Origin of the sequence: Enterobacter ludwigii (assembly GCF_001750725.1) — a bacterium.
GTDB classification, from domain to species: Bacteria; Pseudomonadota; Gammaproteobacteria; order Enterobacterales; family Enterobacteriaceae; genus Enterobacter; species Enterobacter ludwigii.
The window spans coordinates 2,473,437-2,497,212 of record NZ_CP017279.1; the positions used below are offsets into that span (position 1 = coordinate 2,473,437).

Sequence of the window (23,776 nt, forward strand, 5' to 3'; positions counted from 1 at the left end):
TTTAATTCTTATCACTTACCAGGAAGCTGTCGAACTGCGGCGAACTCCAGGTTTTGAAGCCATCAGCCTCTTTGGTGATCATATAGACAGCCAGTCCTTCCTGGCGGACCACCTCTTTGGCTTTCTCCGGACCGAGGACCATTAAACCGGTATCCCAGGCATCGGCTTCCAGCGCGGTGGGGGCAATGACCGTCACCGAGACCAGATTATGCGCGATAGGGCGGCCGGTCTGCGGATCGATGACATGCGAAATCCGCTTCCCGTCGAGCTCATAATAGTTACGGTAACTCCCGGAGGTGCTGATACCGTGACCGTTGATATCCACAATCGCCTGTACGGCGTTTTGCTGGTCGGTCGGTTTTTGAATCGCCACCCGCCACGGATTACCGCTGGCATTCATGCCGCGGCTGACTAACGCACCGCCCACGGACACCAGGTAACGCGAAATACCTTCCTGGGCCATCAGCGCGGCCAGATGATCTGCCGCATACCCTTCCCCTACCGTCGACAGATCAACAAACAGATCGGGAATATCTTTTTGCAGGTACTGTTGTCCGTACTGGTTGATCACCGTCAGGTGCTGCAACCCTGTCCGGGCGCGGGCGTCATCTATCGCCGCCTGGTCAGGCGTGGTGACAGGCTGCTTGTTCGGGCCAAACCCCCACAGGTTAACCAGCGGCCCCACGGTCACGTCCATCGCGCCGTTGGTCTTGTAGCCCACGCGCATTGATTCGGTCACGATATCGGCCATTGCTTCGCTCACCGGCCACAGGGAAGTGCTGGTGGAGAGGTTAAAGCGCATCAGCGCAGAGTCATTTTTGTAGGTCGAAAGAAGCTGATCGTCGGCGTCCAGCTGCGACTGAATTTTGCTGCGAAGCTCTTCAGCGCGTGTCTTATCGAGATTCATCACGCTGACACGCCAGAATGTGCCCATCGTTTTGCCTTCCAGCACCGTCGCCGCGGGAGCATCCGTTTTGGCCACAGGCGTGGAAGAGTCACATGCTGTCAGGAAAAAAAGTATAGCCAGGAAGCTGGCGCGTAAAAAAGTCATGTCCATTCATTATTATCCTCATGCCAGGGCGGCAAGAGTACACCAAAAGGGTGAATTGTAAGAACCGAAAAGGCACGAAAAAGGGGCCATAAGGCCCCCTTTGTCACACGATGAAGCGATTAGAACTGGTAAACCAGACCCAGCGCTACGATATCATCAGTACCGATACCCGCCTGACGGGTGAATTCATTTTCATCAACCAGGTTGATTTTGTAATCAACGTAGGTGGACATGTTTTTGTTGAAGTAGTAAGTCGCACCAACATCAACATATTTCAGCAGATCCTGATCGCCGTAACCTTCGATGTCTTTACCTTTGGACTGCAGGTAAGCCACGGATGGACGCAGACCGAAGTCGAACTGGTACTGAGCAACCACTTCGAAGTTCTGTGCTTTGTTAGCAAAGCCGTAAATGTCGCTGCTGCTCTGAGAGTTACCAAAACGGGTTGCGTTATAGGTCTGAGAGTACTGCGCCGCCAGGTAGATGTTGTTGGCGTCGTATTTCAGGCCACCAGAGTAAACTTCAGCACGATCGCCTTCGCCTTTCAGCGCCAGGTTAGTGGTGTCGTTCTGGTCAGCAGTACGTTTAGAAGAAGACATCGCACCACCGATGCTGAAGCCTTCGCCCAGGTTGTAGGTCACGGACGCGCCGTAACCGTCACCGTTCTGTTTCAGGGTGCTACGACCGGAATCGTTTTCACCGCTTACGCTGCCGTTTTTACCCTGATACTGCAGAGCAAAGTTCAGGCCATCAACCAGACCGAAGAAGTCCTGGTTACGGTAGGTTGCTACGCCGTTAGCACGGGATTGCAGGAAGTTGTCTGCACCGTAGGTGTCGCCGCCAAATTCTGGCAGAACGTCAGTCCAGGACGTTACGTCGTAGATCACACCGTAGTTACGACCATAATCGAAAGAACCCGCGTCAGCGAATTTCAGACCCGCGAACGCTACACGCGTCCAGGACTGGTTGTCGCTTTCAGAGGTGTTGCCCTGAATCTGGTATTCCCACTGGCCGTAACCGGTCAGCTGATCGTTAACCTGGGTTTCGCCTTTGAAGCCAAGACGCATGTAAGTCTGGTCGCCATCATTGCTCTTGTCGTCAGAGAAATAGTGCAGACCATCAACTTTGCCGTACAGATCTAATTTGTTGCCATCTTTGTTATAAATTTCAGCCGCATTTGCTGCGCCTGCCACCAGCAGAGCTGGTACCAGGAGGGACAGTACTTTAACTTTCATTTTATTAACCCTCTGTTATATGCCTTATAATTGCCACTGCTTACTGATTAACCCTCATTAACCAGTCGGCAATTTCATTCTCCGCAAAATTACAGAATAATCCAACGGGAATATGATACGAAAACTTTGAAAATGTTTCATTTCACGATAAACATGTTTCAAAATGTAAATATCAAGGAACTTTTACAAAGCACAGACAGCTTAAGAATTTAGCACTTATCATCAAGCGAGAAGAAAAAACATTTAAATTCAGTAAACTACATTAAAAATATTTACAGCACTGAATGACAAAACAAGATCGGCCGTTATCTCTAAAATAACTCTCGCTATCATCATTAACTTTATTTATTACCGTCATTCAGATTTGAATGTCTGTTTATCCCTAATTCTACCGAATGCCTGGCATTCGGTTTTTTTTTACCTTTCTTTACGTAGCATGCGTTTTTTTGTGCTACCGCACTGAAATTGTAACGACTATTAACTAAATTCGTTTCCTCTCTCCTCGAGAACCGCGTCATTACTGCAAATCTCAATTTCTTGTTAATTCGTGCTATTTACCGGTATGTATCGGTTTTTATTTGTACACTCTCACTCGCTTTGTACATGTTTCATGCAATGGCGTTCTCCGATATTGTCAGTCGAAAAAGTGGCGGGTTCAAAGAGCGTGACGCTGGAAATTCAGGTATTACCCTTTATACTGCCCTATCGCCATAGAGCACGACCATTACGGGTTAAAGATATCAATGAGTCAGACTGAAACTACCGCTCCGAGCAAATTCTCCCTCTTACCCGGGAGCATCACCCGTTTCTTTCTTCTTTTGATCGTTGTGCTGCTAGTCACAATGGGGGTTATGGTTCAGAGCGCGGTTAACGCCTGGCTGAAGGACAAGAGCTATCAGGTTGTTGATATCACCCATGCCGTCCACAAGCGCATTGATACCTGGCGCTATGCAACCTGGCAGATTTACGACAATATCGCGGCCGCGCCGGCAACCTCCTCCGGAGACGGGCTCCAGGAGACTCGCCTGAAGCAGGACGTCTATTATCTGGAAAAACCACAGCGCAAAACCGAAGCGCTGATCTTCGGCTCTCATGACAGCGCAACGCTTGAGATGACCCAGCGCATCTCAACCTATCTTGATACCCTTTGGGGTGCCGAGACGGTGCCGTGGTCAATGTACTATCTGAACGGTCAGGACAACAGCATGATCCTGATCTCAACCCTGCCGCTAAAAGATCTCTCTTCCGGTTTCAAAGAGACGACCGTGGGCAGCATTGTCGATTCCCGCCGGGCAGAAATGCTGCAGCAGGCGAACGCCCTTGATGAACGTGAGAGCTTCTCATCTCTGCGCCGCCTCGCCTGGCAGAATGGCCATTACTTTACGCTGCGTACCACCTTTAACCAGCCAGGCCATCTGGCGACGGTGGTGGCCTTCGATTTGCCCATCAATGACTTGATTCCACCGGATATGCCGCTCGACAGCTTCCGTCTGGAGCCGGACAGCAGCACTCAGAATATGCGTGCCGCATCGGACAAAGAGGCCGCAGAGAGCGTATCGATCTCCTTTAACGGCTCGAAAATTGAAATTGCCTCTTCGCTGAACTCAACCGGTATGCGTCTGGTGTGGCAAGTGCCGTTCGGCACCCTGCTGCTTGATACGCTGCAAAATATCCTCCTGCCCCTGCTGCTGAATATCGGCCTGCTGGCGCTGGCGCTGTTTGGCTACAGCACGTTCCGCTTCCAGTCAGGGCGTCAAAGCGATGCCGCTCCGGTCCCGGCAGGAACCAGTAACGAACTGCGCGTGTTGCGCGCGCTGAATGAAGAGATTATTTCCGTGCTGCCGCTTGGGGTGCTGGTTCACGATCAGGAAGCCAACCGTACGGTGATGAGCAATAAAATTGCTGACCACCTGCTGCCTCATCTCAATCTGCAGAACATCACCGCCATGGCGGATCAACATCAGGGCGTGATTCAGGCCACCATTAATAACGAGCTGTATGAGATCCGACAGTTCCGCAGCCAGATCGCCTCCCGCACGCAGATCTTCATCATCCGCGATCAGGATCGTGAAGTGCTGGTGAATAAAAAGCTCAAGCAGGCACAACGTCTGTATGAGAAAAACCAGCAGGGGCGCGCTGCCTTTATGCAGAATATTGGTGATGCCTTCAAGAAGCCGTTAAAAATGCTGGCTACCCAGGCGGCGGCGCTGAATACATCTGAAAGCCATCAGCTTGCCTGCCAGGCCGACTCGCTGGTGCGCATGGTAGATGAGATCCAACTGGCGAATATGCTCGAAAATGATTTCTGGAAAGGAACGCCGACCCTCTTCTCTATCCAGAATCTGATCGATGAAGTGGTGCCTGAGGTCCTGCCCGTAATTAAGCGCAAAGGGCTGCAACTGCTGATCAATAACCATTTACCGGCGAATGATGAACGTCACGGCGATCGCGAAGCGCTGCGTCGCATTCTGCTGATGATTATTCAGTACGCCGTCACCACCACCCAGATCGGCAAGATCACCCTGGAAGTCAGTACCGACGAGTCGGCTGAAGATCGCCTGACGTTCCGCATCCTGGATACCGGGGAAGGCGTAACGACAAGTGAAATTGATAATCTGCATTTCCCGTTCCTGAATGACACCCAGAGCGATCATTACGGCAAGGCCAATGCCCTGACCTTCTGGCTGTGCGATCAGCTGGCACGTAAGCTCGGTGGCCATCTGAATATCAAGGCCCGCGAATCACTTGGCACGCGTTACTCACTGCACGTTAAAATGGCGGCGAATCCACAGGAAGAAGACGAAGAACGCCTGCTGGATGATGTGGTCGTGATGGTGGATGTGACCTCGAACGAGATCCGCAATATTGTGGTTCGTCAGTTAGAAAACTGGGGCGCGGCCTGCATAACGCCGGATGAAAGACTCTCAAGTCAAGAATTTGATCTGTTTTTAACTGATAATCCGTCTAATCTTACTGCCTCCGGCTTGCTTTTAAGCGATGATGAGCCAGGCGTGCGAAAAATCGGCCCAGGCCAACTGCGCGTCAACTTTAATATAAGCAATGCGATGCAGGAAGCTGTACTACAACTAATAGAAGAGCAACTGGCGCAGGAAGAGATAGCGGAATCACCGTTAGGCGGCAATGAAAATGCCGAGCTTCACGCCAGCGGATACTATTCACTCTTTGTTGATACAGTACCAGATGATGTTAAGCGGTTGTATACTGAGTCCGCTGCGAATGATTTTGCAGCGCTGGCACAGACAGCACACCGGCTTAAAGGGGTGTTTGCCATGCTTAATCTGGTTCCCGGCAAGCAGTTATGTGAAACGCTGGAACATCTAATTCGTGAGAAAGATGCCTCTGGCATTGAAAAATACATCAGCGACATTGACGCCTACGTCAAAAGCTTGCTGTAGCAAGGTAGCCTTATACATGAACAATATGAACGTAATTATTGCCGATGACCATCCGATTGTACTGTTCGGTATTCGCAAATCACTTGAACAGATCGAGTGGGTGAATGTAGTCGGTGAATTTGAAGACTCTACAGCACTGATCAATAACCTCCCAAAGCTTGATGCGCATGTGCTCATCACCGATCTCTCCATGCCTGGGGACAAATACGGTGATGGGATCACACTCATCAAATATATCAAACGTCACTTCCCGGACATTTCGATCATTGTTCTGACCATGAACAACAACCCGGCCATTCTGAGCGCCGTGCTGGATCTGGATATCGAAGGGATTGTGCTGAAACAGGGTGCGCCGACCGATCTGCCAAAAGCGCTCGCTGCGCTGCAGAAAGGCAAGAAGTTCACGCCTGAAAGCGTCTCTCGTCTGCTGGAAAAAATCAGCGCCGGTGGCTATGGCGACAAACGCCTGTCTCCGAAAGAGAGCGAAGTTCTGCGCCTGTTCGCCGAAGGTTTCCTGGTCACCGAGATTGCCAAGAAGCTGAACCGCAGTATTAAAACCATCAGTAGCCAGAAGAAATCAGCAATGATGAAACTGGGTGTGGATAACGATATTGCGCTGCTGAACTATCTCTCCTCCGTTACGCTGAGCGCGTCGGATAAGGATTGATGTTGACCGGGTGTGCGGCCTGATGGCCTCACCTCCCCCTCCCGGCGTGTGAGGGAAACAACAAAAAAGGCCCTGACGGGCCTTTTTTTATACTCTCGCTTTTCTGACCCGTTCCGCATACACGGAAATCGTCTGTTTCAGGACGTCCAGCGTCACCGGTTTCGACAGACAACTGTCCATCCCTGACTCCAGACAGCGCTGTTTCTCTTCCGCCAGCGCATTCGCCGTCACGCCCACGACCGGCAACGTCAGGCCAAGCTGGCGTATACGCTGCGTCAGACGGTAGCCATCCATATTCGGCATGTTGACGTCGCTAAGAACGATATCAATGTGGTTTTTACTCAGCACGTTCAGCGCATCCACGCCGTCATTGGCGGTTTTGCACTGATAGCCAAGCGAACCCAACTGGTCTGCCAGCAGGCGACGGTTAATCGGATGGTCATCCACCACCAGAATCATCATATCGTCATTCAGCGATGCCAGCGCATCCGGTGACGGCAACTCCGTCGCCCCATCGCTATCTTCCAGCTGCACGCTGTAGATACGTGCCAGCAGGCTCATGAGCTCATGCGGCGTCGCCACGCTGTGCACCCATTCACCCGGAGCTCGTTCGACCGGAATACCGATATGGCGACGGCAGAAATGAACCACCCCTCTGCCCTGCCAGGGTTGCTCCAGCACCTCGTCGGTGATCAGCACATCGTCGACATCCGGCGTTTGCCCTTCATAGCGGGACACGCGCACGCCGCTGTGGGTAAGAAGCGCCGTCAGGTAATCATTCAGTGAGGCATTGTGTACTGCCAGCCAGCAGCGCTTATCGCTCAGGCCGTCCACCACCGCTTTTGCCGGATACTGGGCAGAATAGAGCGGAATGCGGATAGTAAACTGGCTGCCCATGCCTGGCTCGGTATCAACGGAGATATCGCCGTCCATCATGCTCACGAGCTTCTCACAGATCGCCAGACCCAGCCCGGTCCCCTGGAAGTTACGCTGTACGCCGGTACCGACCTGGAAGAACGGGTCAAACAGACGCACCACTTCCTTCGCCGGGATACCCACGCCGGTATCACGCACACGAATACTCAGGTAGTCCCCTGCCCGACACACGTGCAACACAATGCAGCCGATATCGGTAAATTTAATGGCGTTACTGAGCAGGTTAGAAATGACCTGCTGCAGACGCATCGGATCGCCATGCAGCGTCAGCGGCACGTCCGGCTCAATAAAGCAGTAGAGGCCCAGCTGTTTACGCACCACCAGCGGCAGATAGTTGGCGCTGATGTGGTTCATCACCTCGCGCGGAGAGAACTCCCGCGGCTCAATTTTCAGCTGCTCCGACTCAATTTTGGAGAAATCGAGAATATCGCTGATGATTTTCAGCAGCAGGCTGGAGGAGTTATTCATCGCCGTCACCAGGCGATCGACCCCTTTCGGCAGCTCTTTGGTCTGCAGAAGATCAAGGTTACCGATAATCCCGTACAGCGGGGTACGCAACTCGTGGCTGACGGTGGCAAGGAACATGGATTTCGACTGGCTGGCCTGCTCAGCGGCCTGCGCCATCTCCTGCAGGGACTCTTCCATCTTCACACGCGCCGAGACGTCTACCAGGACGCAAATTGCCACGTTCTCATTACGATAGCGGGAGTGCACAAAGCTGATTTGCAGGTTCGTGTGCGTGCTGGTCAGCACGTCAACGAAGTTCACCTGCTGGCCACAGATAATCTGCGTCAGCCTCTGTCGGTCCTCATGCGTCAGCATGTTCAGGTAGTTATGCGCCAGCTCGTTACTGAGGATATTGGTCCCGTCCTGCGTGCGCAGGATGCAGATCCCCACCGGCGCCGAGGCGACAATCTTGCGGTTAAACTGCTCGTGCTCTTCCAGCCGCTGGGCGTCGCTTTCGGCGGGTATAAAGATTTTGCGCTCATACATTCGCGCCAGGGTAAACAGCGCCCCCCCGGCCAGCAGGTTCAGCAAAATCGCGTTCATGATAAGAATGCGGATCCGCTCAAGCACCATATCCACGGGCAGCGAATAGACAATACTCAGCGACGAAGGCGGCAAGCTCTTTTTAAGCACCAGCTCACGGAAGCCTGAGGTATAGCCAAACCACGACCGCTCCTGCATCCAGTGCGGATCGACGTTCAGTCGATTATCCGGACCGGCGAGTGAGATCAGGGTATGTCCGTTTTCATCCAGAATGGTCACGCCCATCGGCAGACTGCCCGGCGTGAAGAAGTTTTCCATGCGAATGGTCTGTTCAATCCCCAGCAGCGCCTGCAGACGATTACCCAGATAGACCGGCGTGAGGGCGTAGAAATAGCCCACGCCCATGCGTGGCCCCTGGCTTATCCAGAAGATGTTATTCCCGCGCTCGTCCTGCGGCGCATTGCGATATTTCACAATCCGTTCGTGCAGGCTTTTCAGCGCATCATCGCGCTCAACGGGCACATCGCGCAGGCCAAAGTCGGCCATACAGAGATTTTCACTGCCAATCAGGAAGACGCGGTTCAGATCATAGGCGGCGGAAAAGTTGTCACGCCAGTAGCGCATAAACCAGGAGAGCGACTCCAGTGAACCGCGCCAGGTGCTGCCCATCGCAGAGCAATCGGAATCCGGAAACAGCGGCTCGAAATTCGGTACTTCGGTTTTGTCATTACGCCCACGGATGGCAAGAATGCCGTTTTCCGCGGTCAGGCGATTCTCGGCAATGTACTTCAGCTCCTTCATCACGTCGGACGTTCGCTGAATATAGCGCTGGGCCTGATCGGAGCTTAAGTTAAACTCCTGGCGGATCTCCGCTTCTTTCTGATGAAGGGCGTTAACGATGTAAAACACCGACAATAATGCCACCAGCAACCAAAGCAAGAGCGCCAGCGCCCGAAACAGATAGCGAGAGACTTTCAGCGTGGTACGAAAGGAGACGAGGTATTTCAAAGGGGCGAGGCTCCGCCGTCGGGGTCAAAAAGAATGTGGTTAAGGTAGCGGTAAACGCGCCTTGTCGCAACGTTCACTTATCTGCTTGTGCAAAAGAAAAGGGCCGGAAACCGGCCCTTTTTGCATCAGGAGACATTACTCGTCAGCGTCATCCGCTGCATCATCTTCGGTATCGGCTTCTGGTGCGATTTCATCATCACCTTCTGCGACGCTACCGTCGATGGAGTCGAGTTCTTCGTCATCCACAGGCTCAGCTACACGCTGCAGACCCACGACGTTCTCATCTTCCGCGGTACGGATGAGGATCACACCCTGAGTATTACGGCCAACCACGCTGATCTCAGATACGCGTGTACGCACCAGCGTACCGGCATCCGTGATCATCATGATCTGGTCGGCATCGTCTACCTGTACCGCACCCACAACGGATCCGTTGCGCTCGGTAACCTTGATAGAGATAACGCCCTGCGTGCCACGAGACTTGGTCGGGTATTCGCTTTCGGCAGTACGTTTACCGTAGCCGTTCTGCGTGACGGTCAGGATAGCACCTTCACCGCGCGGAACGATCAGGGAAACGACGGTATCTTCACCGGCCAGTTTGATACCACGAACACCTGTTGCAGTACGGCCCATTGCACGAACCGCGTTCTCTTTGAAGCGCACCACTTTACCGGCGGCGGAGAACAGCATCACTTCATCGGAACCGGAGGTGAGGTCAACGCCAATCAGTTCGTCACCGTCGTTCAGGTTCACCGCGATGATACCGGCAGAACGTGGACGGCTGAATTCGGTCAGCGCGGTTTTCTTCACGGTACCGCTGGCGGTCGCCATAAAGACGTTCACGCCTTCTTCGTACTCACGTACAGGCAGAATCGCGGTGATACGTTCGTTCGCTTCCAGCGGCAGCAGGTTCACGATTGGACGACCACGCGCACCACGGCTCGCTTCTGGCAGCTGATAGACCTTCATCCAGTACAGACGACCACGGCTTGAGAAGCAGAGGATCGTGTCATGGGTGTTTGCCACCAGCAGACGGTCAATAAAGTCTTCTTCTTTAATACGTGCTGCCGATTTGCCTTTACCGCCACGACGCTGTGCTTCGTAGTCGGTCAGCGGCTGATACTTCACATAGCCCTGGTGAGACAGGGTGACCACCACATCTTCGCGGTTGATCAGATCTTCAATGTTGATATCAGAGCTGTTCGCCGTGATTTCGGTGCGACGCTCATCGCCGAACTGATCGCGGACCAGTTCCAGCTCTTCACGGATCACTTCCATCAGGCGCTCTGCGCTACCCAGGATATGCAGCAGCTCGGCAATCTGTTCCAGCAGTTCTTTGTATTCGTCGAGCAGTTTTTCGTGCTCAAGGCCAGTCAGTTTCTGCAGACGCAGATCCAGAATCGCCTGGGCCTGCTGTTCAGTCAGGTAGTACTGACCGTCACGCACGCCGAACTCAGGCTCCAGCCATTCAGGACGCGCAGCATCGTCGCCAGCGCGTTCCAGCATGGCGGCCACGTTGCCCAGATCCCACGGACGGGCAATCAGAGACGCTTTCGCTTCCGCAGGGGTTGGTGCACGGCGAATCAACTCAATGATTGGGTCGATGTTTGCCAGTGCAACGGCCAGCGCTTCAAGGATATGCGCACGGTCGCGGGCTTTACGCAGTTCGAAAATAGTACGGCGAGTCACCACTTCACGGCGGTGACGCACAAACGCGCTCAGAATATCTTTCAGGTTCATGATCTTCGGCTGACCATGGTGCAATGCAACCATGTTGATACCGAAGGAGACCTGGAGCTGAGTCTGGGAATACAGGTTGTTCAGTACAACCTCGCCCACCGCGTCGCGTTTGATTTCAATCACGATGCGCATGCCGTCTTTATCAGATTCGTCACGCAGCGCGCTGATGCCTTCAACACGTTTTTCTTTTACCAGCTCGGCGATTTTTTCAATCAGACGCGCTTTGTTCACCTGATACGGGATCTCGTGAACAATGATGGTTTCACGGCCGGTTTTGGCGTCCGCTTCCACTTCGGCGCGGGCACGGATATAAATCTTGCCACGTCCGGTGCGGTACGCTTCTTCAATACCACGACGACCGTTGATGATCGCCGCCGTCGGGAAGTCTGGACCCGGGATGTGTTCCATCAGCCCTTCAATGCTGATGTCTTCATCCTCAATATAGGCCAGGCAGCCGTTGATCACTTCCGTGATGTTATGCGGTGGAATGTTGGTTGCCATACCGACGGCGATACCGGACGAACCGTTCACCAGCAGGTTAGGGATTTTCGTTGGCATAACGTCCGGAATGCGTTCCGTGCCGTCATAGTTATCAACGAAATCAACCGTCTCTTTTTCCAGGTCAGCCATCAGCTCATGGGCAATTTTCGCCAGACGGATTTCCGTATAACGCATTGCCGCGGCGGAGTCGCCGTCGATAGAACCAAAGTTACCCTGACCATCTACCAGCATGTAACGCAGCGAGAATGGCTGCGCCATTCGGACGATAGTGTCGTACACCGCGGAATCACCATGGGGATGGTATTTACCGATTACGTCACCAACGACACGGGCAGATTTTTTGTAGGCTTTATTCCAGTCATTGCCCAATACGTTCATGGCGTATAGTACGCGACGGTGTACCGGCTTCAGGCCATCGCGGACGTCCGGCAGCGCACGGCCAACAATGACCGACATCGCATAGTCCAGATAGGAGCTCTTCAGCTCTTCCTCGATGTTAACCGGTGTAATTTCTCTCGCAAGGTCGCTCATCTAACCGCTATCCCTCTACTGTATCCCGGATTCAAAGGTCGCAAATTATAACACAGCCGCGGTGATTGAGGTAAACCAATAAGCTTTATTCAACCGCGCGGGCTGATATACTCCGAAGTCTTGCAAAATAAGGAGTAAAAGCGCCCATGAATGCCGAAAAATCCCCGGTGGCTCACAACGTTGACCATGAAGAGATTGCCAAATTCGAAGCGGTGGCATCCCGCTGGTGGGATCTCGAAGGTGAGTTTAAACCTCTGCACCGCATTAACCCGCTGCGTCTGGGCTATATCGCGGAGCGTTCCGGCGGCCTGTTCGGTAAGAAAGTGCTCGACGTCGGCTGCGGCGGCGGCATTCTGGCAGAAAGCATGGCGCGCGAAGGGGCCACCGTTACCGGTCTGGATATGGGCTTTGAACCTCTGCAGGTTGCCCGTCTTCATGCGCTGGAATCCGGAGTGCAGGTGGAATATGTGCAGGAAACCGTCGAAGAACATGCGGCAAAGCATGCCCATCAGTACGACGTGGTGACCTGTATGGAGATGCTGGAGCACGTTCCCGACCCCCAGTCCGTGGTTCACGCCTGTGCAAAACTGGTGAAACCGGGCGGCCAGGTCTTCTTCTCGACGATCAACCGAAACGGTAAAGCCTGGCTGATGGCGGTCGTCGGGGCGGAGTATGTGCTGCGTATGGTGCCAAAAGGCACGCACGACGTGAAGAAATTCATCAAGCCTGCTGAATTACTGAGCTGGGTTGATCAGACGTGGCTCAAGGAGCAGCACATCACCGGTCTGCATTACAATCCATTGACCGATAAATTCAAACTCGCACCGGGTGTAGATGTTAACTATATGTTGCATACAACCGCCAAAAACGACTGACGTCATCCATTATTCTTATAAAGATTGCGCGACATCATGTTGCGCAATTCTGACCTCCCGTTGAAGAAATCAGCACTCGATCAAATTTTGAATTTTTTTTCTTAATTATTGACATCTCTTCCAGGCCTTACGGTACGAGGACTTAGCCTTTTTTACCCTTTGACAACCTCAATTTAACGTCAAAATCAACCCTTGTGCTGAAAAGATTCGATACTAGAATACTCACCATATAGCGTTTTTCTTATCGCAAACCCCCTATATGTAGTATTTATCCACAGAGTTAGTCACAAGACGAATCTGTGGATAAGCGGGGGATATTTTTTATTTCACGGACAGGTAAAACCCACATGAATCAGAGTCTGCTGGTGACTAAGCGCGACGGTACCACCGAGCGTATCAATCTGGACAAAATCCATCGTGTTCTCGACTGGGCAGCAGAAGGACTGAATAACGTATCTATCTCCCAGGTTGAACTGCGCTCTCACATTCAGTTCTACGATGGCATCAAGACGTCTGATATCCACGAAACCATCATCAAGGCTGCGGCGGATCTCATCTCCCGTGAAGCCCCGGATTATCAGTACCTCGCTGCACGTCTGGCGATTTTCCACCTGCGTAAAAAAGCGTACGGCCAGTTTGAGCCGCCAAAGCTTTACGATCACGTGGTGAAAATGGTTGAGCTGGGCAAATACGACACGCATCTGCTGGAAGACTATACGGAAGAAGAGTTCGAGCAGATGAACGGGTTTATCGATCACTGGCGCGACATGAACTTCTCTTACGCGGCGGTGAAGCAGCTCGAAGGCAAATACCTGGTTCAGAACCGTGTGACCGGTGAGATCTACGAAAGCGCCCAGTTCCTCTATATTCTGGTGGCCGCCTGCCTGTTCTCTAACTACCCGCGTGACACCCGTCTGGAATACGTGAAGCGTTTCTACGATGCGGTTTCCACGTTCAAGATTTCTCTGCCTACGCCAATCATGTCTGGCGTGCGCACCCCAACCCGTCAGTTCAGCTCATGCGTCCTGATCGAGTGTGGTGACAGCCTGGATTCCATCAACGCGACCTCCAGCGCCATCGTGAAATATGTCTCCCAGCGTGCCGGTATCGGCATCAACGCCGGTCGCATCCGTGCACTGGGTAGCCCGATTCGCGGCGGTGAAGCGTTCCACACCGGCTGTATCCCGTTCTACAAACACTTCCAGACCGCGGTAAAATCCTGCTCTCAGGGCGGCGTACGCGGTGGTGCAGCCACCCTGTTCTACCCAATGTGGCACCTGGAAGTGGAAAGCCTGCTGGTACTGAAAAACAACCGTGGCGTTGAAGGCAACCGCGTTCGTCACATGGACTACGGCGTACAGATCAACAAGCTGATGTACACCCGTCTGCTGAAAGGTGAAGACATCACCCTGTTCAGCCCGTCCGACGTCCCGGGCCTGTATGACGCGTTCTTCGCCGATCAGGATGAGTTTGAGCGTCTGTACACCAAATACGAAAAAGACGACAGCATCCGTAAACAGCGCGTTAAGGCGGTTGACCTGTTCTCCCTGATGATGCAGGAACGTGCCTCTACCGGCCGTATCTACATTCAGAACGTTGACCACTGCAACACCCATAGCCCGTTTGACCCGGTGGTTGCGCCAGTGCGCCAGTCTAACCTGTGCCTGGAAATCGCCCTGCCGACCAAACCGCTGGAAGATGTTAACGACGAAAACGGCGAAATCGCGCTCTGCACCCTCTCTGCTTTCAACCTGGGCGCTATCAAGAGCCTGGAAGAGCTGGAAGAGCTGGCGGTGCTGGCCGTGCGTGCGCTGGATGCCCTGCTGGATTACCAGGACTACCCAATCCCGGCGGCAAAACGTGGAGCAATGGGCCGTCGTACCCTCGGTATCGGCGTTATCAACTTTGCCTACTGGCTGGCGAAACACGGTAAGCGTTACTCCGACGGCAGCGCGAACAACCTGACTCACGAAACGTTCGAAGCGATTCAGTACTACCTGCTGAAAGCCTCCAACGAGCTGGCGAAAGAGCAAGGCGCGTGCCCGTGGTTCAACGAAACCACCTATGCGAAAGGCATTCTGCCGATCGATACCTACAAGAAAGACCTGGATGCGATTTCTAACGAACCGCTGCATCTGGACTGGGAAGCGCTGCGTGAATCCATCAAGACTCACGGCCTGCGTAACTCCACGCTGTCTGCCCTGATGCCGTCTGAGACCTCTTCACAGATCTCTAACGCCACCAACGGTATTGAACCACCGCGCGGTCACGTCAGCATTAAAGCGTCGAAAGACGGTATCCTGCGTCAGGTTGTGCCTGACTACGAGCTGCTGAAAGACAACTACGAGCTGCTGTGGGAAATGCCAAACAACGACGGTTACCTGCAGCTGGTGGGGATCATGCAGAAGTTTATCGACCAGTCGATTTCTGCTAACACCAACTACGACCCGACGCGCTTCCCGTCTGGCAAGGTACCGATGCAGCAACTGTTGAAAGACCTGCTCACCGCCTACAAATTTGGTGTGAAAACCCTGTACTATCACAACACCCGTGATGGTGCGGAAGACGCTCAGGATGACATGGCACCGTCAATTCAGGACGATGGCTGCGAAAGCGGCGCATGTAAGATCTAATGAAGGGCGGGGATATCCCCGCCTTTATTTCGTAAGACAGGACTCCAATTCATGGCATACACCACCTTTTCACAGACGAAAAACGACCAGCTCAAAGAGCCGATGTTCTTCGGGCAACCGGTCAACGTGGCACGCTACGATCAGCAAAAATATGACATCTTCGAAAAGCTGATTGAAAAGCAACTCTCCTTCTTCTGGCGCCCGGAAGAAGTTGACGTCTCTCGCGATCGTATCGATTTCCAGGCGTTGCCGGAGCACGAAAAGCATATCTTCATCAGCAACCTGAAGTACCAGACGCTGCTGGACTCCATTCAGGGCCGTAGCCCGAACGTGGCGCTGCTGCCGCTGATCTCCATTCCGGAGCTGGAAACCTGGGTGGAAACCTGGGCGTTTTCTGAGACCATCCACTCCCGCTCTTACACCCACATTATCCGCAACATCGTTAACGATCCGGCGGTGGTGTTTGACGATATCGTCACTAACGAGCAGATCCAGAAACGTGCTGAAGGTATTGCGCACTACTACGACGAACTGATCGAGATGACCAGCTACTGGCATCTGCTGGGCGAAGGCACCCACACCGTGAACGGCAAAACCGTCACTGTGAGCCTGCGCGCGCTGAAGAAACAGCTTTACCTGTGCCTGATGAGCGTTAACGCACTGGAAGCCATCCGCTTCTACGTGAGCTTCGCCTGCTCCTTCGCTTTTGCGGAACGCAAGCTGATGGAAGGTAATGCCAAAATCATCCGTCTGATCGCCCGTGACGAGGCCCTGCACCTGACCGGCACCCAGCATATGCTGAACCTGCTGCGCAGCGGTACAGACGATCCGGAGATGGCTGAGATTGCCGAAGAGTGCAAACAGGAGTGCTATGACCTGTTCGTGCTGGCCGCTCAGCAGGAGAAAGAGTGGGCAGACTACCTGTTCCGCGACGGCTCCATGATTGGCCTGAACAAAGATATCCTGTGCCAGTATGTTGAGTACATCACCAACATCCGTATGCAGGCGGTCGGGCTTGAGCTGCCGTTCAAGACCCGCTCTAACCCAATTCCGTGGATCAACACCTGGCTGGTATCCGATAACGTGCAGGTTGCGCCACAGGAAGTGGAAGTCAGTTCTTATCTGGTCGGGCAGATTGACTCTGAAGTTAATACCGACGACCTGAGCGACTTCCAGCTCTGATGAGCCGCGTAACGCTTAGCCTTTCCGGTACCGAAGTGCTGTGCCGGGAAGAACACCCTTCCCTGTTGATTGCGCTTGAGGCGCATCAGGTTGAAGTGGAGTATCAATGCCGCTCAGGCTATTGCGGATCATGTCGCTGCCGTTTAGTCGCCGGACAAGTGGACTGGCTGACCGAACCGCTGGCCTTCATCAACGAAGGTGAAATTTTGCCCTGCTGCTGCCGGGCAAAAGGCGATATAGAGATTGAGATGTAAACCGCCCCTCCGGGCGACATAAAAAAGGGCCTTACGGCCCTTTTTCTTTTACTTCAAAAACTGCACGGCTTTATCGGGGAAATCGGTGAACAGCCCGTCCACCCCGGCCTGGTTATACAGCACGTCGTACAGCTGGTTTACGTCCGTCGCATAAGCCGGTAGCTGGTCCGCACGCACCGTATACGGATGAACCTGCATATGACTGGCGTGCGCCTCTTTCACCATTGCCGTCAGCTTGACGTGGCCTGGCGTTGAGCCTTCCGCCACCAGCATATGGTAATCCGGTCCGATACCGTCGGCGTACTGCGCGATCTGTTTCATTGCGCCCGGCTTAAACATCCAGTCGTAGTTGTAATTCACCCACGTGCCGTCGGGCTGTTTCTCCTGAGTTTCATTCCAGTCGGTGTAGGCAATCAGCTGTACCAGATTGAGATCCATCCCTCTCTTTGGCGCCAGCTCGGTTTTGATGCGCTTCAGCTCAGCGGCGTCAAAACACTGCAGATAGACTTTGTCGCGCTTGCTGGTGTAGCCGTACTTTTTCAGCACGTCCAGCGTCTTCGCGGCAATGTCCTTCCCTTCCTGATGGTGGAACCACGGCGCTTTTATCTCCGGGTAGATGCCGATGTTTTTCCCGGTTGAGTGGTTCAGTCCCTGAACAAACTCAATCTCTTCTTCGAAGGTATGAATGCGAAAATCAGATTTACCCATCGGGAAACGTCCCGGATAGACCTGCACCTTCTTGCCGTTTTCAACCTCGAAACCCTCGGTAAACTTCAGCGAACGAATCTCATCCAGCGTAAAGTCAATGGCGTAGTAGCGACCATCTTTGCGGGCGCGGGCCGGGAAACGCTCAGCCACGTCCGTCACGCGGTCAAGATAGTGGTCATGAAGGACGACCAGCTGGTCGTCACGGGTCATCACCAGATCCTGCTCGAGATAATCTGCCCCCTGCGCATAGGCCATCGCTTTTGCCGGGAGCGTGTGCTCTGGCAGATAGCCGCTTGCGCCGCGATGGGCGATAACCATTTTCTCGTTAGCCAGCGCTGAGCCTGTCATCAGGCCCGCCAGCAGCAGGCCCGTTGCTACGTAAGTTAATTTCATCAGCCTTCTCCTTATTGACGACGCGCCTGCATTTCGGCGTGATGACGTTTTTCACCAATCATCACCACAATCAACAGCAGCACCGCCAGCACGCTACCGCCAATCATCACCATAAAGCCGCCGTCCCAGCCGAAGAAGTCAACGGTGTAGCCCACAATGGCGCTCGCCGCGACCGAACCGCCAAGGTAACCGAACAGACCGGTAAAGCCGGCCGCCGTACCTGCCGCTTTCTTCGGCGCCAGCTCCAGGGCATGCAGACCAATCAGCATCACCGGGCCGTAAATCAGGAAGCCGATGACGATCATACAGGCCATATCGATTGACGGGTTACCCGGCGGGTTGAGCCAGTAAACCACGGTGGCAATGGTCACCAGCGTCATAAAGAAGACGCCCGTCGCACCACGGTTACCCCGGAACACTTTGTCCGACATCCAGCCGCAAATCAGCGTCCCCGGGATCCCGGCGTACTCATAGAGGAAGTAAGCCCAGGAGGATTTATCCAGCGCGAAATGCTTCACCTCTTTCAGATAGGTAGGTGACCAGTCGAGGATGCCGTAACGCAGCAGGTACACGAAGACGTTGGCCACCGCGATATACCACAGCAGTTTGTTGGGCAGGACGTACTTCATGAAGATCTGTTTGGCCGTCAGCTCTTCTTCATGCTGCTCGCTGTAATCATCCGGATAGTCGTTTTTGTACTCTTCAATCGGCGGCAGGCCACAGGACTGCGGCGTGTCACGCATCAGGGCGAAAGCGATAACCGCCACCAGAATGGCACCAAAGGCAGGCATATAAAGCGCGGCTTTCCAGTCGTTAAACCACGCCATCCCCAGCAGGAACAGCAGAGGTGGAATACCGCCACCGACGTTATGCGCGCAGTTCCACACCGACACGATGCCGCCACGCTCTTTCTGCGACCACCAGTGCACCATGGTGCGCCCGCACGGCGGCCACCCCATTCCCTGGAACCAGCCACAGAGGAACAGCAGCACGAACATCACGGCGATGCTGGAGGTTGCCCATGGCACAAAGCCCATGAACAGCATCACCGCTGCCGCCAGGATCAGACCCGCAGGCAGGAACACGCGTGGATTCGAGCGATCGGACACTGAACCCATGATGAATTTGGAAAAACCGTAGGCGATAGAGATCCCCGACAACGCGAACCCCAGATCGCCACGAGAAAAGCCCTGCTCCACCAGATACGGCATGGCGAGCGCAAAGTTTTTACGTACCAGGTAGTACGCCGCGTACCCGAAGAAGATCCCCAGGAAGATTTGCCAACGCAGACGACGGTATAGCGGATCAATTTCTGCCTCTGGCAGACGCGCCCGATGCGGCGCAGGTTTGAAGATACTGAGCATGACAGCCTCCGTGGCCAGGTATTGAATTTACAGGGGTTTAACTGCCCCACACTCCAGAGAGGCGGCGATGTTAAGAAATCACGGTGATTGTTACTGTGAATCAACGCACAAATTGTTACAGAAATATGACAATGTGCGCAGAAAAGCGCATGGAATCACGTTTCACTTTCGAATTTCGTTCGTTTATGTTCGAAATCAAACAAACCACAGTTTTGATGTGGCTAAATGGTAAAAAACGAACACAGAGGGATAACAATGACAATTCACGATCCTCGCTACAGCGATGTGATTATCATTGGCGGTGGCGCGACCGGCGCCGGCATCGCACGCGACTGCGCCCTGCGTGGGCTGAGCGTCACGCTTCTGGAGCGCCATGACATTGCGACGGGCGCAACCGGGCGCAATCATGGTCTGCTACACAGTGGTGCCCGTTACGCGGTGACCGACCCCGAATCCGCGCGGGAATGCATTGCTGAAAACCAGATCCTCAGACGCATTGCCCGCCACTGCATTGAACCGACCAACGGTCTGTTCATTACGCTTCCCGAAGACGATCTCTCATTTCAGCCAACCTTTGTGACCGCCTGCCGCGCTGCAGGGATTGAGGCTGACGTCATCGACCCCGAACTCGCGCGTCGCCTGGAACCGTCTGTCAACCCGGCCCTTATCGGCGCGGTGAAGGTCCCGGACGGTACGGTTGACCCTTTCCGCCTGACCGCCGCGAACATGCTGGACGCCCGTGAACACGGCGCACAGGTTCTGACCGGGCAGGAAGTGACCGGGCTTATCCGGGAAGGGAACCGCGTCTGCGGCGTACGTGTTTTTGATACGCAGTATAAGGAGCATGGCGAACTGTACGCCGCCGTGGTGGTCAACGCGGCGGGGATCTGGGGGCAACGCATCGCGGAGTACGCCGAGCTGTCTGTGCGCATGTTCCCGGCAAAAGGCTCGCTGCTGATCCTCGACCACCGCATTAACAACCACGTGATCAACCGCTGCCGCAAACCTTCTGATGCCGACATCCTGGTGCCGGGCGATACCATTTCGCTTATCGGCACCACCTCAACCCACGTGGACTATAGCGAGATTGATTACAACCGCGTGACCGCCGACGAGGTGGATATCCTGCTGCGCGAAGGGGAAAAGCTGGCCCCTGTGATGGCGCAGACCCGAATTCTTCGCGCCTATGCCGGCGTGCGCCCTCTGGTGGCGAGCGATAACGACCCGAGCGGGCGCAACGTCAGCCGTGGCATCGTGCTGCTCGACCACGCCGCGCGCGATGGCCTGGACGGGTTTATCACCATCACCGGCGGCAAGCTGATGACCTACCGCCTGATGGCCGAATGGGCAACCGATGCCGTCTGCCGCAAGCTGGGTAATAGCGAACGGTGTGTGACCGCAGAGCAACCTCTGCCCGGCTCGCGTCAGTCCACCGAGAAAACGCTGCAAAAAATCATCTCCCTTTCCGCCCCCCTGCGCGGTTCAGCCATTTATCGCCACGGAGACCGCACGCCGGTCTGGCTGGGGGAAGGACGGCTGAGCCGTAGCCTGGTGTGTGAATGCGAAGCCGTCACGGCGGGTGAAGTGCAATACGCCGTGGAGAATCTGACCGTCAACAGCCTGCTTGATTTACGTCGGCGCACCCGCGTGGGCATGGGCACCTGCCAGGGTGAGCTGTGCGCCTGCCGTGCCGCCGGGTTGTTACAACGTTTTCATACCACCACTGCCACCCAGTCGCTGGCACAACTCAGTGATTTCCTGAACGAACGCTGGAAAGGCATTCAGCCTGTCGCCTGGGGTGATGCCCTGCGTGAAAGCGAGTTTACCCGCTGGGTCTACCAGGGGCTGTGCGGTCTTGAGAAGGAGCAACAGGATGAAATTTGATACCGTGATTGTCGGTGGTGGGCTGGCGGGTCTGCTCTGTGGTATCAGGCTAACGAAGCAGGGGCTGCGCTGCGCCATCATTACCCGGGGCCAGAGCGCACTGCACTTCTCGTCGGGTTCGCTGGATCTGCTGGATGAGGCATATCGCGATGCCCTGCCGCCAGAGCATCCCTATAACCTGACGGGCAGAGACACCGTCGACCGCTTCGCCCATGAAGCCGAAACCCTTCTGGCCGAGTGTGGCGCACGGCTGCAGGGTAACGCCCGGAAAAATCATCATCGGGTTACCCCGCTCGGCACCCTGCGCTCTGCCTGGCTCAGCCCGGAAGAGGTGCCTGTTGCCCCCTTTAACGCAGGACGGGTCCTGGTCGTGGGTATTAGCGGTTTTCTTGATTTTCAGCCCCACCTCGCTGCGGCATCGCTCTGTCGTCAGGGCGTGAATGCACAAACGGCTGAGATAGAGCTTCCTGAGCTTGACGTCCTGCGCGACAACCCGAGCGAGTTTCGCGCGGTGAATATTGCCCGTTTTCTCGACAACGACGATAAATGGCCGCTGCTGTATGCCGCGCTCCGGCCGCTTGCCGAAGGTTGCGACACGCTGTTTATGCCCGCCTGCTTTGGCTTAAGCGACAACCGGCTCTGGCGCTGGCTCTCGGATCGCCTGCCCTGCTCGCTTGGCCTGCTGCCGACGCTTCCCCCTTCTGTCCCCGGCATTCGCCTGCATACCCAGCTTCAGCGGCGGTTTATCGCTCAGGGTGGCGTGTGGATGGCGGGTGACGAGGTGAAAAAAATCACCCTGACGGATGGCTCGGTGAGCGAAGTCTGGACGCGTAATCACGCTGATATTCCGCTTCGCGCGCGTTATACAGTGCTGGCAAGCGGCAGTTTCTTCAGCAACGGGCTGCTGAGCCGTCGGGACGGCATCCAGGAGGCCATTATGGGACTGGATGTCCGGCAAACGCCCTCCCGCGCGGACTGGTATCAGAGTGATTTCTTCACCCCGCAACCCTGGCAGCAGTTCGGCGTGATTGTCGATAAGCAACTGCACCCGCAACTTTCTGGTCAGCCGGTCAGTAATCTCTATGCCATTGGCTCTCTTCTGGGGGGATACGATCCTATCGCTCAGGGTTGCGGCGGCGGGGTCTGCGCCATCACGGCGCTGTATGTGGCAGAGCAAATTGGCCAGCGCATGGAGGCTGAGCAATGAACGATACCCGGTTTGAAAGCTGCATCAAATGCACAGTTTGTACCACCGTCTGCCCGGTCAGCGGTGTGAATCCGCGCTACCCGGGCCCGAAACAGGCCGGGCCTGACGGCGAGCGCCTGCGTCTGAAAGACGGTGCGCTGTACGATGAGGCGCTGAAATACTGCATCAACTGTAAACGTTGCGAAGTGGCCTGTCCGTCGGACGTGAAGATCGGCGATATCATCCAGCGAGCCCGCGCGCGTTACAGCACGCAAAAGCCGTCCCTGCGCGATGCGATCCTGAGTCATACCGACCTGATGGGCAGTGTCTCCACGCCTTTTGCCCCGCTGGTGAATGCTGCAACGTCTCTCAAGCCGGTGCGAAAACTGCTGGATGCGACGCTGAAGATAGACCACCACCGCAGCCTGCCAAAATACTCTCACGGAACCTTCCGGCGCTGGTATACATCCGTGGCAGCGGAACAGGCGCAGTACACCGATCAGGTCGCGTTCTTCCACGGCTGCTATGTCAACTATAACCACCCGCAACTGGGAAAAGATCTGCTGAAGGTACTCAACGCGATGGGGACCGGCGTGCAGCTCCTGAATAAAGAGAAGTGCTGCGGTGTGCCGTTGATTGCCAACGGTTTTACCGATAAGGCGCGCAGACAAGCCAAAAGCAACGTCACGTCCCTGCGCGAGGCCATCGTTGATAAAGGAATTCCGGTGCTGGCCACCTCGTCCACCTGTACCTTCACCCTGCGTGATGAGTATCCGCACCTGCTGGACGTGGATAACACCGGTCTGCGCGAGCACATTGAGCTGGCGACGCGTTTCCTGTGGCGCAAACTGGACAGCGGGCAGACGCTGCCGCTGCGGGAACTACCGCTGAAAGTGGTGTATCACACACCGTGTCATATGGAGAAAATGGGCTGGTCGCTCTATACGCTTGAGCTGTTGCGGCTCATTCCGGGGCTGGAGCTGACGGTGCTGGACTCGCGCTGCTGCGGCATTGCGGGCACTTACGGTTTTAAGCGAGAAAACTACGAAACGTCACAGGCGATCGGCGCCCCGCTGTTTCGCCAGATTGAAGAGAGCGGCGCAGATATCGTGGTCACCGACTGCGAAACCTGCAAGTGGCAGATAGAGATGTCTACCAGCAAGCGCTGCGAGCATCCGATCACTCTGCTGGCGAAGGCGCTGGGTTAAACCGTGCCGGGGCA

Annotated in this window: 15 protein-coding genes; 9 read left to right on the plus strand and 6 right to left on the minus strand. The window is 54.7% G+C overall.

Annotated features, from left to right (window positions below):
* Nucleotide 1 precedes the first annotated feature (1 nt).
* Both apbE and BH714_RS11635 read right to left on the minus strand, forming a co-directional pair.
* Nucleotides 2-1,057: an FAD:protein FMN transferase ApbE gene (apbE, locus tag BH714_RS11630; protein WP_032678595.1), complete on the minus strand. Its 1,056-nt coding sequence runs from the start codon at nucleotides 1,055-1,057 to the stop codon at nucleotides 2-4.
* A gap of 113 nt (nucleotides 1,058-1,170) precedes the next feature.
* Nucleotides 1,171-2,286 (minus strand): porin OmpC, encoded by a 1,116-nt coding sequence (locus BH714_RS11635; protein ID WP_014170959.1) that lies wholly within the window; start codon nucleotides 2,284-2,286, stop codon nucleotides 1,171-1,173.
* 743 nt (nucleotides 2,287-3,029) lie between these two features.
* On the opposite strand from BH714_RS11635, the gene rcsD reads away from it, so the two are divergent.
* Together rcsD and rcsB are read left to right on the plus strand one after the other, a co-directional pair.
* Nucleotides 3,030-5,702, plus strand: coding sequence for a phosphotransferase RcsD (gene rcsD / locus BH714_RS11640; RefSeq protein ID WP_020883163.1), 2,673 nt, complete (start codon nucleotides 3,030-3,032; stop codon nucleotides 5,700-5,702).
* A gap of 16 nt (nucleotides 5,703-5,718) precedes the next feature.
* On the plus strand, nucleotides 5,719-6,369 hold the full coding sequence (rcsB, locus tag BH714_RS11645) for a response regulator transcription factor RcsB (protein WP_006176468.1): 651 nt from the start codon (nucleotides 5,719-5,721) through the stop codon (nucleotides 6,367-6,369).
* Nucleotides 6,370-6,456: 87 nt separating this feature from the next.
* Here the strand turns inward: rcsB and rcsC are convergent, their stop codons facing one another.
* Nucleotides 6,457-9,303 carry a two-component system sensor histidine kinase RcsC gene (gene rcsC / locus BH714_RS11650; protein ID WP_014170962.1) on the minus strand — a complete coding sequence of 949 codons (2,847 nt, stop codon included), beginning with the start codon at nucleotides 9,301-9,303 and terminating at the stop codon, nucleotides 6,457-6,459.
* Nucleotides 9,304-9,438: 135 nt separating this feature from the next.
* Nucleotides 9,439-12,075 (minus strand): DNA topoisomerase (ATP-hydrolyzing) subunit A, encoded by a 2,637-nt coding sequence (gene gyrA, locus BH714_RS11655; protein ID WP_014170963.1) that lies wholly within the window; start codon nucleotides 12,073-12,075, stop codon nucleotides 9,439-9,441.
* A 146-nt stretch (nucleotides 12,076-12,221) separates the two neighbouring features.
* Here gyrA and ubiG point away from each other — a divergent pair, with 146 nt between their 5' ends.
* From ubiG to yfaE, 4 genes are all read left to right on the plus strand, one after another.
* Nucleotides 12,222-12,950: a bifunctional 2-polyprenyl-6-hydroxyphenol methylase/3-demethylubiquinol 3-O-methyltransferase UbiG gene (gene ubiG / locus BH714_RS11660; RefSeq protein ID WP_014170964.1), complete on the plus strand. Its 729-nt coding sequence runs from the start codon at nucleotides 12,222-12,224 to the stop codon at nucleotides 12,948-12,950.
* Between the two features lie 347 nt (nucleotides 12,951-13,297).
* Nucleotides 13,298-15,583 carry a class 1a ribonucleoside-diphosphate reductase subunit alpha gene (gene nrdA / locus BH714_RS11665; protein WP_020883162.1) on the plus strand — a complete coding sequence of 762 codons (2,286 nt, stop codon included), beginning with the start codon at nucleotides 13,298-13,300 and terminating at the stop codon, nucleotides 15,581-15,583.
* 51 nt (nucleotides 15,584-15,634) lie between these two features.
* Nucleotides 15,635-16,765, plus strand: coding sequence for a class Ia ribonucleoside-diphosphate reductase subunit beta (nrdB, locus tag BH714_RS11670; protein ID WP_014170966.1), 1,131 nt, complete (start codon nucleotides 15,635-15,637; stop codon nucleotides 16,763-16,765).
* Complete coding sequence (yfaE, locus tag BH714_RS11675) at nucleotides 16,765-17,019, plus strand: class I ribonucleotide reductase maintenance protein YfaE (protein ID WP_014170967.1); 255 nt, start codon at nucleotides 16,765-16,767, stop codon at nucleotides 17,017-17,019. Before nrdB ends, yfaE begins: the two co-directional genes overlap by 1 nt.
* A gap of 48 nt (nucleotides 17,020-17,067) precedes the next feature.
* Here the strand turns inward: yfaE and glpQ are convergent, their stop codons facing one another.
* Both glpQ and glpT read right to left on the minus strand, forming a co-directional pair.
* Nucleotides 17,068-18,120, minus strand: a complete 1,053-nt coding sequence (gene glpQ, locus BH714_RS11680; RefSeq protein ID WP_032678598.1) for a glycerophosphodiester phosphodiesterase — start codon at nucleotides 18,118-18,120, stop codon at nucleotides 17,068-17,070.
* 11 nt (nucleotides 18,121-18,131) lie between these two features.
* Complete coding sequence (gene glpT, locus BH714_RS11685; RefSeq protein ID WP_025203601.1) at nucleotides 18,132-19,484, minus strand: glycerol-3-phosphate transporter; 1,353 nt, start codon at nucleotides 19,482-19,484, stop codon at nucleotides 18,132-18,134.
* Nucleotides 19,485-19,739: 255 nt separating this feature from the next.
* Between glpT and glpA the strand changes: the two genes are divergently transcribed.
* From glpA to glpC, 3 genes are read left to right on the plus strand one after another with little or no spacing between them, the layout of a single operon-like run.
* The gene (gene glpA / locus BH714_RS11690) at nucleotides 19,740-21,368 is read left to right on the plus strand and encodes an anaerobic glycerol-3-phosphate dehydrogenase subunit A (protein WP_032678599.1); all 1,629 of its coding nucleotides are present in this window, start codon (nucleotides 19,740-19,742) and stop codon (nucleotides 21,366-21,368) included.
* Nucleotides 21,358-22,575, plus strand: a complete 1,218-nt coding sequence (gene glpB / locus BH714_RS11695) for a glycerol-3-phosphate dehydrogenase subunit GlpB (RefSeq protein WP_025203599.1) — start codon at nucleotides 21,358-21,360, stop codon at nucleotides 22,573-22,575. The genes glpA and glpB overlap by 11 nt, the downstream gene beginning before the upstream one ends.
* Complete coding sequence (glpC, locus tag BH714_RS11700; protein WP_014170972.1) at nucleotides 22,572-23,762, plus strand: anaerobic glycerol-3-phosphate dehydrogenase subunit GlpC; 1,191 nt, start codon at nucleotides 22,572-22,574, stop codon at nucleotides 23,760-23,762. Before glpB ends, glpC begins: the two co-directional genes overlap by 4 nt.
* Nucleotides 23,763-23,776 lie beyond the last annotated feature (14 nt).